The sequence below is a fragment of the Bradyrhizobium sp. CCGUVB14 genome (assembly GCF_024199935.1).
GTDB lineage: Bacteria > Pseudomonadota > Alphaproteobacteria > Rhizobiales > Xanthobacteraceae > Bradyrhizobium.
Genome location: NZ_JANADS010000001.1, coordinates 1,616,570 through 1,632,125, shown reverse-complemented (window position 1 = coordinate 1,632,125; position 15,556 = coordinate 1,616,570). Strand labels below are relative to the sequence as shown.

The following is a 15,556-nucleotide window of genomic DNA, read 5'->3' as shown; positions in this document are numbered from 1 at the left end:
GCAAGGAGCCCACGATAGCGCCCGCGCGCCCCCGCATCAGCGGCCTTGCCGAAGCAAGAACACCTGATGCCGTCCGTGCCCTCGTCAAGGAAATGTATGCCCGTCTGGATCCGTCGCTTTGCTGTGCGATATCCGAGCCGTGCAGGAGAAGTTGGCCAGTCTAACCGCCGCCACAGCAAGCCATCTGACTGCGGCACAACCGATCAAACAGTTTTTGTCGAGCTTGCGAACAGCGTGGAAAGAAGGAGCGGTGCGACAGGCCAATTGCGGAGCCGAGGCGAGAGCGGCGACGCCCTGATCCGCTCGTCAAAGCTACCACAGCCGCGTGAATGGTTCGAGGCCGAGCCGTGGCGGCAGCAGCGTACTCCTGCGCAAACTTCAGCCAGAATGCCCCGGGGTCTACCCGAGCAAAGCATTCCGAACTCTTCAATGTCGTCCCAAATTGTGGCGCAGCGGGCAAGCAAGCGCACTATTGTTTAGCTGCCCGGAAAACGCAGCGCAAATTGACGTGATTGACATATTACTGGAAAGCCCGGCGCTGCTCATGACGGAGCGGCGGTGTGAAGTAGACCCGTGATCGACCGAGACCGAGCGCGGACATCGGTGCGCTCGAAATGCCCACGAGTTGCGCGACCGGCTTCCTTCACTCCCCCGGCTAGGGAGCAAAATGGATGAGGCAACGAGAGGTCTATCGGGAACGTCGCTACATGCGGGCAATTCAGGCTTGCTACCCAGATCGTCGTGCTATACTTGTAGTTGATCTCCAGGCCGTCTCTGGTCCGGAGCGCCCTGCTGACAAAGGTAGGTGTGCAGCGCCTGCACGCATGCATCTGCGTTCTTGTTGTCCCGCTTTTCGCACGGAACGACGGTGAGATCGGCTTGGCGATAGTGGGGCGTGCGCTGCGCGATGAGCTCCTCAAAGCGCTCCTTCTTGATGGCCGACGTGTTGGAGCTTTCGGCGCCGGAGCTATCCTCGGCTTTCTCGATCTGCAGCAACGGACGACTGGTGTCGTTTGCAAGGCGCTTCCATATCTCGTCTCGGTTGGTGTCGAGCCAGATCGATACCCCCTTGTCCTGGATGAGGCGCCGCGTTTCCTCGCGCTCGAACGCCCCGCCGCCGGTTGCCAGGACCACGTTTCCTTTCTCGACGCACTGCGCGATCACGTTTGCCTCGCTGTCCCTGAACCACTGCGGGCCTTTGGCATCGAAAATCTTCGATATCGACATGTCGGTGGCCTGCTCGATCTGTTTGTCGGAATCGATAAAGCGTAGCCCGAGTCGTCTTGCGAGATACCGGCCGATGGTGGATTTGCCGGCGCCGGGCAGGCCGACGAGCACGATCGGCCGCGCACCGAGAGCGGCGACAATCGCGTTTGCCTCGTCTGATCTCTCTCGGCTTCCTGGTTGTTCGGCAGCTTGCAACCCAAACGCTGCGCTGGCGCCGCCTCTGATACCCGCGTCGACCCCCCAGTGGGGGATGTCATTGGCGCCATCGGGGATTGCGACCTCCTTGCAGAGGTCTCGGACGCTCTGTACGAGCTTATGCGCCTTACCTTGTTCCAGAGCATCGCCGCTCGCCTGCTTGTGAAGCTTCTCCAGCTGCTTGTAGGCATCGTGATTATCGATCTTGGCACGGTAGCTGTCCGGCGTGTGGAACTCCACCTCGAAGCGGTAATCGTCCGGGGTGGCGAGTACGGTCTTGATGCCGACGAAGGACGGGTTGCGCCTCCTGAACCAGTTGGTCGTGCTGATCTCGGCGTAGCCGCGCGCGTCGAACGCCAGCATGGCCGCCTTGAAGGCGCGGGTAAAATCCTTGTCAGGGACTTCGAAGACATGGCGGACGGCGTTGCTGACCAGCTGTGCGACGCTGCCGGATGGGACGCTCATGCCGGTGAGCTGATCCCTGATGGAGCTCTCTGATCTCAACCTGCGATCGAAATGGGGCATAGTCATTGGAATGCCCGCCCGCCTGAGGGTTTCGGCGACCGACGTCGCCGTTCTGGTGATTTCCCGCTCTTCGACCCTTGCGCGGGCAGTTTCCGTGTGGCTGCGCTCTGCCGTCTCGTCGCGGGTCAGCGTGACCGTCACGGCGGAATCCTCGGCGACCGGCTGTCGATCAAAGAGGCCGGGCAGAATCTGCTTCTCCACGGCAAGCTTGATCGAGGCTTCCATGATTGAAGCCGCCAGTGTCGGATTGTCCTTCAGATTCTCCATGGTCGCATCGGCATCGAACCTGCCCTGGTTGAGGGTCGCCGCCAGCCCCTTGCTGTAGGGCACCGACTGCAGATCCGGCGTCCGTTGCAGGAGCCGCTGAAGCGCTTGGCCCTTTTTCATGAAGTTGCGAGAACCCGTGTCTGATTTATAGGCGTCGGTCCCGACTTTGATGCCGAGGCTCAGGAGGTTGGTTGTGCTTTGCAGGAGGTCGTCGGCGTCGTAACCATCCGGGCGGGGATCGATGCGCGCAGGATAATGGTCGAGCAAGGCCTGGACCCTGTGGCGTGGGTCAGGCGTTGCCGGATAGGTCGCCGCCAGTTCCGGGAAAAGCTCGGAGAGCGCGGGGCTCAGCGTTGGGATTGCGTCGCTCCCGCTGTCAACTCCCTCGGACAGGACCTGCTGATCCGCGCCGGCGACCCACGCCTCGAGGTCAGAAATGAGCAGCTCAGCGACTTCGCCGGCGACCGGATGGTCTGCAGCCTCGATCTCGTCCCTCGCCCGCTCGAGCTTGTCCTGGATATCCTGGCCACGCACCTGGTCCTGATTCAACAGGTCACGGATGTCTCGCTTGAGCTCGTGGTGAATGCCTTCGAAGGTACCAAACACAGCGCGCTCGGCAAACCAGCGTCGGGCATCATGCGATTGAGCCAGAAAGTCTCGCTGCAGGCAGCTATACATTTCCAAGACATCCTGTGTCGCAGCGAGGATCTGGCTGGCACGACCGAAGTGGTAGGTCTCACCCTCAATGGCAGGCGTATGCGACTTTGGCGGCTTAAGCGAACGAAATCCGCGCGCGTGCACGGCCTGATCGAACTGGCGGACGTGCTCATAAAGCTGCGGCCGGTCGGCGATGACAATGGCCGTGTCCCCGTCGAAGTCACCGTCAAGCTTTTTCTGTTCATCGATCGGAACGGCCACCAACGAGCCCGGGGCGAACAGCTCGGTCGCCTGCAGGATGCCGACGCAGTCGACCGGCGTGTCCTCTGTGACGCGGTCCTTGCGCTTGGTCCAGTTCGAATGGGATTTGACGTCCTCGGCAGACATGACCAGCCCTTGGCCGGCGTAGTTGGCCGGCCACATCTCGTCCGGCACCACGATCAGAATGCCTTTGGCAAAAAACGTCGGATCTTCGGCTGACAAGTGCTCGGCTGACTTTTGGGCGACGTTAAAACTGTATTGCATGGCCACGCACTGATCCATGAACGCCGCCGTCGAATCGCCATCAACGGCCGACCTCACTCGCTCGGCTTCGAACGGACGCAAGTTGGGCTTGTCATAGGGGGACCGCCCGAGCAGCACGCCACTTTTTCCCGTCAAGGTGTCGCTTTTGAGCGTCGGCACATGGAGGCAGCCATCATCGGACGGTACGGCGACTGCGCCGGGACCATCGATATGTCCGGCCGTCACGGTGCGAAACAGCTCTTCGGACGTCAGCTTGTCCCCTTGCTTGCGCTCGAGCCAGATGGTGGCCTTCTCGCGCGCCTCATCCGCCACCTGCGCGCTGCGCGGATAATGCTGTAGCGCCGAGGCGGGCAGCGACGATCGCCTTCCCTCACCAAAGGCATGCATCCGATCGGAACCGTCCCGGTGGCCGGCCCGGCGAACCGCTGGCATGCGCTCGGCCAGCGAGGCCTTGATGAAGCCACAGCCGTCATGAGGGCGCAGAGCAATCGGGCCTTGCGGCCCAGTCAGCTTGAAGGGATGCTCCTCGGTGGCAGGGCGGTCCGGCAGCAGCAACAGCTTGAAGGTGCCCTCCAGCGCGTAGTCGTGAGGCCCTAGATCTTTGATCGCCGGTGGCGCTGCAAACCCCCTGCGCTGCGTGTAATAATAGGCCTCTTTGAAGGGCGCCCAGGCGCGTGACAGCTGCTCGAACGCCGTGCCGGGTGCTGTGTCGGCATAGGGAATGGCCAGCAGCTTCCCTCCGGAAGACGCGGCTGGCTGCTCGCCTGGCGCGCGCGCGGCGATCTGCGACACGGTCGGTTTGGGTGGTTTCAACTTGCTGCCGCCGAACAGGTCCATGCGGTATGGCACCCCCTCGACGGTGACCGTGCGCGCCAACATGAAGACGCTCGGCTTTGCCGGCAGTTGCACCGCGACCACCGGCAGTGTCCCCGACGTCAGGCGATGAAAAATCGAATACCGCGTCTCGGGCTCCGTGGCCACTCGTCGTCCCTGCAGGTCCACCACCGGCAACTGCATCAGTCCCGCGTCCCCCTGCGGCGGCCTCGGCTCGTGATCCATGGTTCGCAACAGCTGATGGACATCGAACACTGCCGCAGAATGTTGCGCCTGGATCCTTTGCGCCTCCTGGGCCATGAAGGGGTCCAGCACATCGACCGGGCTTTCCGCCTCGATCTGCGCGATCAAATTCCAGCTCATCTTGGAAAGATCGCTTTGGATGAGGTCGCGCGCGCCGGCCAGGATCTGCCTGGTCCCGCGCCGCAGTGCTTGCTGCCTCATCCCCAAATCGGACCTCTTGCCCTCGACATGCGGTCGTCGGTACAGAGTCTCCAGGACCGCACGCGCCTTGAGCACCTGATAGATCGACAGCGCCGGGCAACGGGTCGCCAGTGGTCCACGGGTCCGCTCCGCATCGCTTGCTGCCAGATGTGCCTCGATCTTCTGCTCCACGACCGATTGCAGATCGTTCAGCAAGACTAGAGCCTGTCTGCGGTGCCAGCGCAGCGGCTTCTGCGGGCTGCGAGCCAGCGGCAGCAGAGCTACGCACAGATTGCCTAGAGTTTCGAGGTTGTTCTCGGCGGCAAAACCAGGGGCACGATGCAATTGCGCGAGGCGATTGAGCCCTGTCGAAGCGAGCAAACCGAGATCGTCGAACAGCTGGGCCTTTCCCAATGCCTTGAAGATGTTGCCGATGCTCAGAACATCGGCCTGCTCGAGGCGATGAGTGGCATACTGAAGGTGATGCGCCAACTGACGGAGCCGATCGCTCAGCAGAGCGGTCTGTGTGACTTCTCCAGTGTCCTGCTCCCTCACAATACTCCGCCCGAGGGCATTGGCAATCATGCTGAGCTCACGCGTTGTGAAAGCACCGAAGCGCCGGCCTCCTGTGCCGAGGCCGCGCGCAATGTCTATTACCGCCTGGTGGCACACCACCTCGTCTGGCCATTTGTTGAAGCCGTTCACCAGATTCGCCAAGCCTCGCGGAGCAAAATCGGAGAGCCGGAAATGACGCACCACACTCGCGATGGCGGCTGTGGCCTCGCCACACGTCGCCGTCTCCGGCCACTTGCTGTAGCCGTTCACCAGGTTCGACAGCTCCTGCGGAGTAAAATCGGAAAGCCCGCGGCCAGGAATCGCAGCGGCGATTGCGACGGTGGCCTCGCGACAGGCTGCCGCTTCCGGCCACTTGCTGAAGCCGTTCACCAGGTTCGTCACGTGCAGTGGTTCAAAATCGGAGAGCTCGCGGCGACTGATCTCACCGGCGATTGCGACGGCGGCCTCGCGACAGTCCGTCGCTTCCGGCCATTTGCTGAAGCCGTTCACCAGGTTCGCCACGTGCCGTGGTTCAAAATCGGAGAGCTCGCGGCGACTGATATCACCGGCGATGGCAACGGTGGCCTCACCGCAGTCCGCCGCTTCCGGCCACTTGCTGAAACCGTTCACCAGGTTCGCCAAGCCCTGCGGAGTAAAATCGGAGGGCCCGAGGTCACGCACCACACTTGCGATGGCGGCTGCGGCCTCGCGACAGGTCGCCGCGTCCGGCCACTTGCCGTAGCCGTTCACCAGGTTCGCGAGCTCCTGCGGTGTAAAATCGGAGAGCTGACGGCGACGGATCTCATCCGCGATGGCGACTGTGGCGTCACGACAATCCGGTTCTTCCCGCCACTTGCTGAAACCGTTCACCATATTAGTCAGGTGCCGGTGATTAAACTCAGAGAGCCGACCGCGAGGGGGCTCATTGGCGATTGCGACTGTGGCCTCGGCGATTGCGACGCTGGCCTCGCGACAGGCCGCCGCTTCCGGCCATTTGCTGAAACCGTTCACCAAATTCGCCAGTTCGTGTGGAGCAAAATCGGAGAGCTGGCGCCCGCCGATCTCCTCAGCGATTGCGACTGTCGCCTCGCAACAATCCGCCGCGTTCGGCCACTTGCTGAAGCCGTTCACCAGGTTCGCCAGGTGTTGCGGTGTAAATTCGGAGAGCCGACCGCGAGGGGGCTCATTGGCGATTGCGACTGTGGCCTCGGCGATTGCGACGCTGGCCTCGCGACAGGCCGCCGCTTCCGGCCATTTGCTGAAACCGTTCACCAGGTTCGCCAAGGCCTGCGGTGTAAAATCGGAGAGCAGGCGGCGACCGATCTCTCCGGCGATCGCGACGGTGGCATCGCGACAGGTCGCCGCTTCCGGCCACTTGCTGAAGCCGTTCACCAGGTTCGCCAGGTCTTGTGGCTTAAAATCGGAGAGTTGGAGATCACGCACGTCACAGGCGACTACGATTGTGGCGTCGCGACAGGTCGCCTCTTCCGGCCACTTGCTGAAGCCGTTCACCAATAATGCCAGCTCTTTACTGATGGCCGTCTCAAGCAACCCGCTTTCAGCGCAACAAAATTCTGCGATCTTGACCGTTCCGTCGCGGCATTCCGTTGCCCGGGGATGCCGACCGAACGATGATGCGAAAAGGGAAAAGGCCCGAAGGTCGACCTGCGTCAAGAGCGCCTTGTCAAGCCGCGATACCTGAGCCGCTAGGGCTCGACAAGCTCTCATGCCGGCCTGACCTCCCGCGTCCCCGCTCACCGCGTTGCAAGTCGTGGCGTACCCCCATGACGATCGGATATTTTCTTCCAACTGCGCCACAAACCGAGCGTCAAAACGGCCTGCTGCGTTTCGCAGAAATTCTGAAAGGTCCTTCCCCTTCAGCTCGCCCTTGTGATGCACCACTTTACGTGAGAAAGTACCGATGTTGCGTGCGCTGGCGATTTCTCTTAGCGCCGCATTCAGTTTATCTGAACGGCTAGAATAGCTATCCGATATTGCACCTTGGACGTTCTGCGCAGTCGCTTTGTCGACATGCAGCCTTTCTGGTACGTTGCTTAAGCCGGAGACGGATTGGCGATGCGCCGGCCGCGCAGCTGGTTGCAAGCTTTCGGCAGCTTGATCTGCGCGCCACCGACCGCCATCCGAATGCAACAGGCTTGCTTCTCGATTTGCTGCGCCATTGGAAGATCGATGTGGCCGTTCCGGACGTTCGCCCTGGATCGGCCGCTCAGGCACATCGCCCATGCGCCACCTTCCTAGCCTGCCACTTCGCTCGGGCACGGATTGCGTATCCGGCGAAAGCGCCGCTCTTCGCGAGCTTTCGGCCGTTCGATCGGCGCGCCACGGCTCGCCTTCCGATGGCAAGGAATCCGCCTCGCCGCGTGGAGCGCCACTGTCAGATCGACAAGGTCGCTGCGAGCCTGAAGCCTGGACGACCTGCGATGGCACATCGTGCACGCGCCGTCCTTCTGGTCCGCCACGCCGATCGGAGACGGATTGCGTGTGCTGCGGGCGCGCACTTGTTTGCGCGCTTCCAGCCGCCGGATCGTCACGCCAGAGCTCCTCATCAGAACGCGACGAACTGGATTCCGGCAAGGAGCGGAAACGACGACGGCTTCCACCCATTGCGCCCTGCAGCGCAGCGCGAAGGATACGATGCGCGCCGATGGGGGGGGCGGCAAACCGGTCCCCCCCGCTGGCGGGTCGCGCGATGCGCGATGCGGAAGCGCCTGAATCCTGAAGCTCAGAGCGGATCCGCTCCACTGCAGAATCGAATGATCGGGTCTCTTCGCCGGGGGCACGAGCCGCTCCTGCGCGAGAACCGTCCGCGTTCCCACCTTCGTTGGCGCGTTCCGAACCGAGCGAATTCCCGCGCTCGTCAATGCCCCTCATAATCCAACTCCCGATTTGGAGGGACTGGGCTGCCTGCTCTCACGACTTCGATAGTCATGCCGGCTCGGCCACCTATATTGGTCTTGTCTGACGTAGAGCTGACCGAATGGGAGCGCCCGATCCGCAACTTGCCGAGCATTACCCTCCTTCTGCCCGTCGATTCCGATCTTTGGTCCATCAGCTCACGACAATCCATTCGACCAGACGCTTGGTTGGGCTGAAAACCGCAAGGTCGGACGGAATTGCAAGTTGACGTTGGTTGCTGCTGATTCATTCTTGCGGATGAAACGCAAGCAAACTCTCCGGGCCCGCCAGAGGCTGACCAGCAAATTGCCGGTCACCGGCGAAATTCTGCGTGGTTCGCTGCTGGAGCGTACTGTCCGACATGCCAAAGATTGCCCGCGCGCGGCGAAGGGCACCAGGTCTTCGTGCTGAACAGAAGTGGACGCGGTCAAACCGCCGGTGCGTCCCCAGACCGTTGAGCACCTGGTCCCCTCGAGCGCGCAATGAAACGTGGCGGACCCGCAACCCAGGACGAGTCCATATGGTGCGTCGGTCTTCCGATGTCACTCTTGTCGGAGACGCTGGGTGCGCCGACGGACGATTTGAACGCGAAAGCCAATTCAGGTTCGACGCGAGGAAAGCTAACGCTCTCGCGCTTTCTCCCTCACAGCGAGTTAACCTGAACCATCAGCAGTGCGCAGCCCTCCACGTCGAGGACTGCAAGTGCGCCCGTCAGGCCACCTTCTGCGACGATGCCGTCGTGCCAACCTGGCTCGGAGCGTATCCGGCTGGCATGGGACCGGCCTCGAGGTGCTCCTTCAGGTTGTTCAAATAGTCCTCCGCATAGGATTGCGCCTCCGAAACCGCCAAGTCGACCCCGGCATTCGCGGCTCGTTCAATTAGCTCTTTCGCTAGCCCCTCGCGCATCGCGAGTTTGACCTCCGGGCCGGCGATACAGCCCACCACCTGCGCCACGTCACTGAAGCCGGCCTCTTCGAGCGCCTGCGTAATATCGCCTCCGCTAATGGCTGCGTGAAGAATATTCGCCGCTTGTGCCTCCCATTCGAGGCCCATTGATGCAAGATCGGCCAATTCACCCAGGCCCGGAATGAAGCCGAGCGTGCCAACCGCTGTGGCGGCCCAGTCAAGCGCCTTTGATTGAGCAGCGAGCATGTGATCGAGTCTAGCCTTCGCGTCGTTGAGCCCCTGCTTCATCGCCTGCTTCATATTGTCTCCGTTAACGGCGGTGTGGAGAAGATTCGCCGCTGCCGACTCGCATTCGAGGGTCAAGGATGTAAGGCCGAAACACTGGCCCAGGACTGGAATGGAGTCGAGCACGCCAACCTTTTTGGCGGCCCAGGCGAGCGTCTTCGATCCAGCAATGAGCACGTCGTCGATTGCGTGCATGAGCGCTCCGCCGTTCTTCTTCACAGACTTGATATCGGGCTGGTCGGCCACGCCCATCATCATGTCCGCCACCGCGGACTGCTCGGCCTCGGTCTTGGGAATATGGGTCTTGGTCTGCTGAACGGTGCGGTTCGCAGCCGACATGTTGCGGTAGAAGTTCGTGAAGTCGTTGTTGCTGATGTTACCGGAATCGACCCTATGTCCGCCACCGAAGTCGAAGAACTTGTGATGGGTCTTGTAGCCCGTAATCGAATTGTTCAGCAGTGCGAACAATAGCGGATCCGAGAGCAGCTGCGATGCCGCTTGCCGCACCTTCGGATCAAGACTCTTGTCCTCGGCCATGCTCGCCAGCTTGTCCCGGGTCAGCACGCCGCCTCCAAAGAAGGCGCCCTGATTCTTGTTGATCGTGTCGAGCGTGTTCAGCTCGGTTCGCGTGAGGCCCATCGACGATGAAGCGACTTGAAGGAAATCCTCTTTGTGGACCTGATCAATCGCACCACCGTACAGCTGCTTCCAGGCATCCGGGTGGTCGAGGAAGTATTGAGCCGCCGCGATCACCTGCGGCGGGCTCTTGCCAGTATGCGCGTTGCCGTCGACGATCTGCTTGAAATCCGCCAGGCTCAGGTTCTTGGGTAGGTAGTCGGAATACCGGTAAAGCTCGCGCATTGCGTCGTTCACGGTCATGACTGACGGTTGGCCATTTCCGGAACCGTCGGAGGGGATGTAGTTCTGCTCGTAGCTGTGCTCCTGCTGCTCCTGGAAGGCGGCAACCTGCGGATGATGGCGGCAGAACTCAGACAGATCGTTGCCCGTGTTCACATTCCTAAAGTACGGGAGGCGCGACGAGATGACTTTGTCTTTGTTGATCAGGCTTGTGTGGATTGCTTGGAATAGCCCAGGATCCTGGCACAATCCCTCGAACGCTGCCCTCAGATCTTGTGGCAGGGAGGGACTGTTCTTGATGCGCTCCAGCCCACCCAAACCCTGTGTCGTGCATAGGTCCCATAGGTCCTTGTGCCGGTTCAGCGCTGCCACGATCTCCAACTCGGCATTGGTCAGCGTGCCACCATTCCACGTGACGTTCGACATTTCCGGTGCGGGAACGCCCTCCTCCGCGGCCTTAACCGCCGCCTTCACATTCGCCGGCAGCAGATCCAAGGGATCCTCCGGCACAGGTAGCTTTGGGTCCAGCAGCTCCGGTGGTGGGGACGGCAGCTCGGATTTGGCTTCCCGCGCGCAACTGGACAACATGGCCTCGAAGGGGGCGCCTTGCTGGCCGGGCGGCTGCACGGAAGGACCCACGGCCGTGGTTCCCGGAGCAAGCACGAACAGAGCTGGAACCGCGCTGGCGGATGACAAAGAGGTGTTGAGCTGCATAGCACTATACCCGGATGTGAGGGTGGAGGTCGTTTGAGGAGCCCGAGTCCAACCTATCGGCCCGAAGGATGCCGAACTTTTGGGTTACGTCGACCTTTGAGTGACTGTTCATTTCGTAAGGCGCTCACTCAACTGCCTCGCTATCCAAAGTTCGAAAATGCGCTTTGCTGGGTCAGGCCCGGCGTCTGCGCAGAAGGTACCAGAGCCAACGTGGCCCCGGGGTAAACGCCGGCTGAGGCTGATTTCCGCAACTGGCTGGCGAAAGGTTACTGAACGACATGGTGCATCCCCGGATGTGACATTGATGACCGTCACAAGTGCGCCTTGTGGCGCCGCCGTGTTCACGACGAACAACACGCAAGACCTGATGGAAATGTTGACCGGGACCTGGCCCACTGCCTGGCGGCTCACCAAAAATGTCGCCATCATGTCCTGCGCGCCAGGCCCGACGTTCATTTCCGTTACGGTCAATCGGCAACAGCGCCGTCTAGAGACCCAGGCTCTCATGTTAGGGAGATCAGCTTTCGAGAAGCTGACGCGTCTGAAAGCGACCCACCAATGACGATGGCAAATCTAGGAGTTCTGCCGGAAGCTGCAGCGTGCTCTCGATGTGTCTGGTCAGCTCAGGCGCGAGCACGATGCTGTGTTGAAGGGGTATGGCGAGTGCGACATCAAGCGAATTTCGCAAGCTTTGCCGGCACGATCATTCTGCGGCTTGTCCCTTGCCGGGAGTTTCGCGGCATCCCGCACGGCGACCTCAACCGCCTTCATCGCTTCGAACGCGGCCGTATCGAATTTCGCCCCGTGATAATGCGCCCGAACGTCTTCTCTGATCGCAGGATGCTAGGACTCCTTGGGCAGCCTCCTTGCGCCGAAGGAACGAACGGGGTCGGGCTCGTCATCCCAGCTTCAGCGCGCGACGACTGAGCACACGAAGCGTATTGGGCTCAAGGTATCCGGGATGTGGGATCGGAAGGGCCGCACCTTCCAGCCAGTACCAGGCCTCCCGAATAGTGCGCTTAAGTTCGTCACGCCTGTTGGCAGGATACGCACCGTTTGGTGACTTCGGGTGAACAAGAACGGAATTGATGAAGATGCCAAGCTCAAGCTGGTGTAGATGCGGAGGCCACTTCGAAACAACCTGAAGGACCCCGATTGCCGAGCGGACGCCCGCTCTGGTTCAGTGCTCCCTCTACGTAGGCTGTTCGTCAGCTCCCCGACAGCCGGCCCGAGTAGCATCTAGGCCGCATTCTTACGTGATGGACGAACGTAGGAGACTAAGATGGACCCGAGCAAGTTCAATCTATTTGGATTCGACCCAAATGCGTACTACGCCATGGTGGCACAGCAGCAGCAGGCGGAACAACCTGACGAGGCTGCGCCAGGCGTCTTTGAGCAGCACCTCGAAGAGGCTGCCCAGCCGGACGCTCCGGATTATGGAAGGCGGTATAGGGCAACTCCTGAAGACCAGGACCTCATCGACAGGGCGGGTCATGCGGCACCGAGCAGAACCATAAGCGACGCATCTTTAGTTAAAACAGAACGGGTCTCCGCATGCTATCTGAAAGGCTTCACGACCATTACGGGTTGTCTCTCTCTCTCGGCTCGACGACGATTCGCTGAAGACTTATGCCCAGCAACTGTTCCCGGGTGAAACCAAGGTCAGGAAGGGGTTGAGCATGCTTCGGCTGTACCGTGGGACTCCTGATACTCTGGCGCGGTATGGAGCCGCTCCCGGAGACGCCGACCTCATCGAGCGGGCAGGTAATGTGGCTCGCGAGGCGCGATCGAGCAGCATCATGCAGCAGATCCGCGGGGGGGCTTTCGACGAACACTATACACCACAGTAATACGGGTCTCCGTAAACTATCTGAAGCGCTTCACACCCGTCGCGGGCTGTCTCTCTCCGCGCTCAGCGATGAGACGTTGAAGGATTGTGCTAACGACCTGTGTCCGGGTGACCGCTCCGTCAAGGCGGGATTGCGCATGCTTAAGAAGTACCGTGAGACTCTTGGAGAGGGTACGTCGGGTGCTACGGGGGGTAGCGCGAGCCGGCCAGTGCATCAGCCTGCTCTGTCGCCAGTGCATGAATCCCCGTCGCCAGTGCGTGAATCATCCCCGTCGCGGGTCTCAAGTTACAACCAGGAAGAGCTTTGGGCCGCGGCTGATACGGTGCCGTTGCTCGGCGCTTCTGCGGCGGCCAGTTACAGTTCGGGGGAGTTTTGGGCGGGGGTGGATCAACGGGGCCAGGTGCCGGCCGAGAGTTGGGGCAACACGTCGAGTTTTTGGCGCGGAATGGAGGCACCTTCGCCAGCACCAAGCGTCAATCAGCCAAGCCCATCGTGGGACCAAGGCACTGGAGCACCGGTTTCGGGGGCGCCCTACATGCCCTACGCGCCGCCTCCCGTGCCAGATCTAGCAATCTACGTCCCGGTCTGGCAACACGGCGATCAACGGGCGCCTGAGCACCTCATGCGCGGAATGCACTACATGGACGTGCTACCGAGCGCGTCTCGGCCGCAGACGAATTTCACCATTGGTGGCGTGCCATACACGGCAACGTTGGGCCCGTCAGGCAGGCAAAACGACGTTCGGGTTACCCGAAACTGAACGAGTGATTGTCGCTGACAAACAGGATGCAAGCAGAAGCTGCGTCGGCTCTCGATGAGGGCCGACGTCGTCTCAAAGTCCGGGCTGCCGAGTTGGCGGGCGTTATGCCCTCGTCGTCCGCTGATGGGATGGTGCGTCACTGCAATGTGCGCTCGTTTAGAGCCTTCTACAAGAGTTCATCAGCTGCGCAGCACTTGGCGCAGCCATCACCGTTCACTCTATGCCGAAATCATCGACTTGCACGTCGACGGCCTGTCGTCGCGCGGGATCGCGGATCGGCATGAGCGTGAGGACGGTCGAGCGCTGGCTTGCTGCAGGCGGTGAACCTGAGCACCGGCAGCGACCCGCAGCATCCGTCCTCGTTGATCCTTTCCGAGATTATCTGGAAAAGCGCTGGGAGGAGGGTGAACGCCGCGGGTCGCAATTGTGGACCGAGGTCAAGCTCTGCGGTTTTGAAGGCAGCGAAGTGACCATCTACCGATCGACTGCCGCCCGCGGGCAAAGCTCGTCGACGGCTGCGCCAAATGTGCGGTGGCAACCGCCCTCGCATGGCTCGGGAGCAAAGAGCCTGCATGGCTCGATGAGCAGGCCCAGCCCGCGACAAGGGCCAACCGGTTGAGTCCGCATTCGCTGCTCAACAATTCAGCCAATGTCGGTAGGAGGACTGCCATCTAGTAGCGGGAGGAGGGAACTGACCTGCCCCCCAGTCATTCATCCTGCCTTTCGCTCGGGTTCGGCGCTATTCTCCAGCAGTGGCATCTCTAAACTTGGAATCTCCGGCATGGCCTTGCCCGCGATGGCTTGAAGATCTCCCACCATCCCAACTGTAGAATCGATAACAGCCAAAATCTGCGTCTCACGTTTGGCCCACTGGCGGCCCATGAATTTGCGTTCCTTGTCGAGATCGTCACGCATGTCGTTGAACTTCTCGACAACAGCTTCTACCCGCTGCTTGAATTTCGTCCCCGTCAGGTACTGGTAGACCTGCTCCATCTTCGTTTGCTGGCCTTGCTGCACGAGGCGCGAGCCGGTGACATCGATAAGCGCCTGACGCAGAGCCACCGCAACCGGCAGAGCGCATCGGGGATGCGTTACCCATATTCCATCAATCAGGTCGAAATGCTCAACGTGTTTCGGAAGCGCCTGCGACACGATGAGCGCGACATCGGCGCCGCAGCGGCGCTGATCGTCCCTGAGCTTGCCAAGCCACCCATCGCTCCAGGCCTTGGTGCGTTTGGATTCCCAGAGAAGGATGCCTGCCGGCTGGCCTATAGAGCCATTAACCTGCTGCACTACGTCGGCACCAAGTTCGCCTTTACCAACCGGTTCAATCAGGGCAGTTGGAAAGCGGCCGCGAAGAACACCCTCAAGCTCAAGCTCCAGGACCTCGCCCTGAGACTGTTGTGATCCTTGCTCGGCTTTCCGCTTCAACTCCTCGATCGTGCGGGACATCGACTCGATGGTCTGGTCCTTTTCCGCGACGCGCAGTCGAGCGGCTTCGTCAGCTTCCTGCCTCGCTCTTCGGTTCAATCGAGGCTTGGACACGTTTCTCAACGGTCAGATCAAGCTCACGCTTTTCTTCATCGAACGCCCGTTGCTTGCGAATGAGCTCGGCCTGTGCCTGCTGCGCCTCCGCCAGTTTGGCGTTGTTCGCCTCGAGGGCCTGCCGGAGCTCGGCCAATTCGTTTGTCCGCGCCTGCAGTTCAGCTGCGGCCGCCTCGCGCGCTTTCTTGGCTTCCGCAGCGACGAGCTGGCTGCGCTCGGCCGCCAACCGTCGAGCTACCTGGTCTTCGATCAGCTCGCGATCCTTTTGGAGCTGTTCGCGCTCTTGCCGCAGCGCTTCGGACTTGCGCGCGACCTCCGCGTCCTTGCTGGCGAGTTGTTCTTGGAAGCGTTGGCGGGTTTCGGTGAGAAGGGGCGCGGCGAGGGATTCGGTTAGGCGAATCTCGTGATTGCAATTTGGACAATGAAGAGTGGGTTCATGGGCGCTACTGGCCGCGCTGGCGTGAAATGTCATGAACCCTCACTTTCAGCCTGCGCTAGCCCGTCTTATTCATCA

6 protein-coding genes and 1 pseudogene are annotated in these 15,556 nt (G+C 61.0%); 2 read left to right on the top strand and 5 right to left on the bottom strand.

Features of this window, described 5'->3' with window-relative positions:
- Positions 1–744: 744 nt before the first annotated feature.
- The 3 genes from NLM32_RS07625 to NLM32_RS07610 form a co-directional block, all read right to left on the bottom strand.
- Positions 745–7,452, bottom strand: a complete 6,708-nt coding sequence (locus NLM32_RS07625) for a shikimate kinase (RefSeq protein ID WP_254128569.1) — start codon at positions 7,450–7,452, stop codon at positions 745–747.
- Between the two features lie 11 nt (positions 7,453–7,463).
- Complete coding sequence (locus tag NLM32_RS07620; RefSeq protein WP_254128568.1) at positions 7,464–7,760, bottom strand: hypothetical protein; 297 nt, start codon at positions 7,758–7,760, stop codon at positions 7,464–7,466.
- 1,075 nt (positions 7,761–8,835) lie between these two features.
- A complete protein-coding gene (locus NLM32_RS07610; RefSeq protein WP_305884092.1) occupies positions 8,836–10,887 on the bottom strand; it encodes an HrpF/NolX family T3SS translocon protein in 2,052 nt (683 codons plus the stop codon).
- Between the two features lie 304 nt (positions 10,888–11,191).
- On the opposite strand from NLM32_RS07610, the gene NLM32_RS07605 reads away from it, so the two are divergent.
- On the top strand, positions 11,192–11,449 hold the full coding sequence (locus NLM32_RS07605; protein ID WP_254128538.1) for a hypothetical protein: 258 nt from the start codon (positions 11,192–11,194) through the stop codon (positions 11,447–11,449).
- A 56-nt stretch (positions 11,450–11,505) separates the two neighbouring features.
- On the opposite strand, the gene NLM32_RS46215 is transcribed toward NLM32_RS07605, so the two are convergent.
- Positions 11,506–11,721, bottom strand: a complete 216-nt coding sequence (locus tag NLM32_RS46215; RefSeq protein WP_375143629.1) for a hypothetical protein — start codon at positions 11,719–11,721, stop codon at positions 11,506–11,508.
- Between the two features lie 448 nt (positions 11,722–12,169).
- Between NLM32_RS46215 and NLM32_RS07600 the strand changes: the two genes are divergently transcribed.
- The gene (locus NLM32_RS07600; protein ID WP_254128567.1) at positions 12,170–12,541 is read left to right on the top strand and encodes a hypothetical protein; all 372 of its coding nucleotides are present in this window, start codon (positions 12,170–12,172) and stop codon (positions 12,539–12,541) included.
- Between the two features lie 1,667 nt (positions 12,542–14,208).
- On the opposite strand, the pseudogene NLM32_RS07595 reads toward NLM32_RS07600, so the two are convergent.
- Positions 14,209–15,514: pseudogene (locus NLM32_RS07595) on the bottom strand (DUF2130 domain-containing protein).
- Positions 15,515–15,556: the final 42 nt, after the last annotated feature.

Excerpts from the sequence above, each read along its gene's own strand:
- NLM32_RS07610 (WP_305884092.1), bottom strand. The coding sequence starts at position 10,887 with ATGCAGCTCAACACCTCTTTGTCATCCGCCAGCGCGGTTCCAGCTCTG.
- NLM32_RS07605 (WP_254128538.1), top strand. The coding sequence starts at position 11,192 with ATGACCGTCACAAGTGCGCCTTGTGGCGCCGCCGTGTTCACGACGAAC.
- NLM32_RS07625 (WP_254128569.1), bottom strand. The coding sequence starts at position 7,452 with ATGGGCGATGTGCCTGAGCGGCCGATCCAGGGCGAACGTCCGGAACGG.
- NLM32_RS07600 (WP_254128567.1), top strand. The coding sequence starts at position 12,170 with ATGGACCCGAGCAAGTTCAATCTATTTGGATTCGACCCAAATGCGTAC.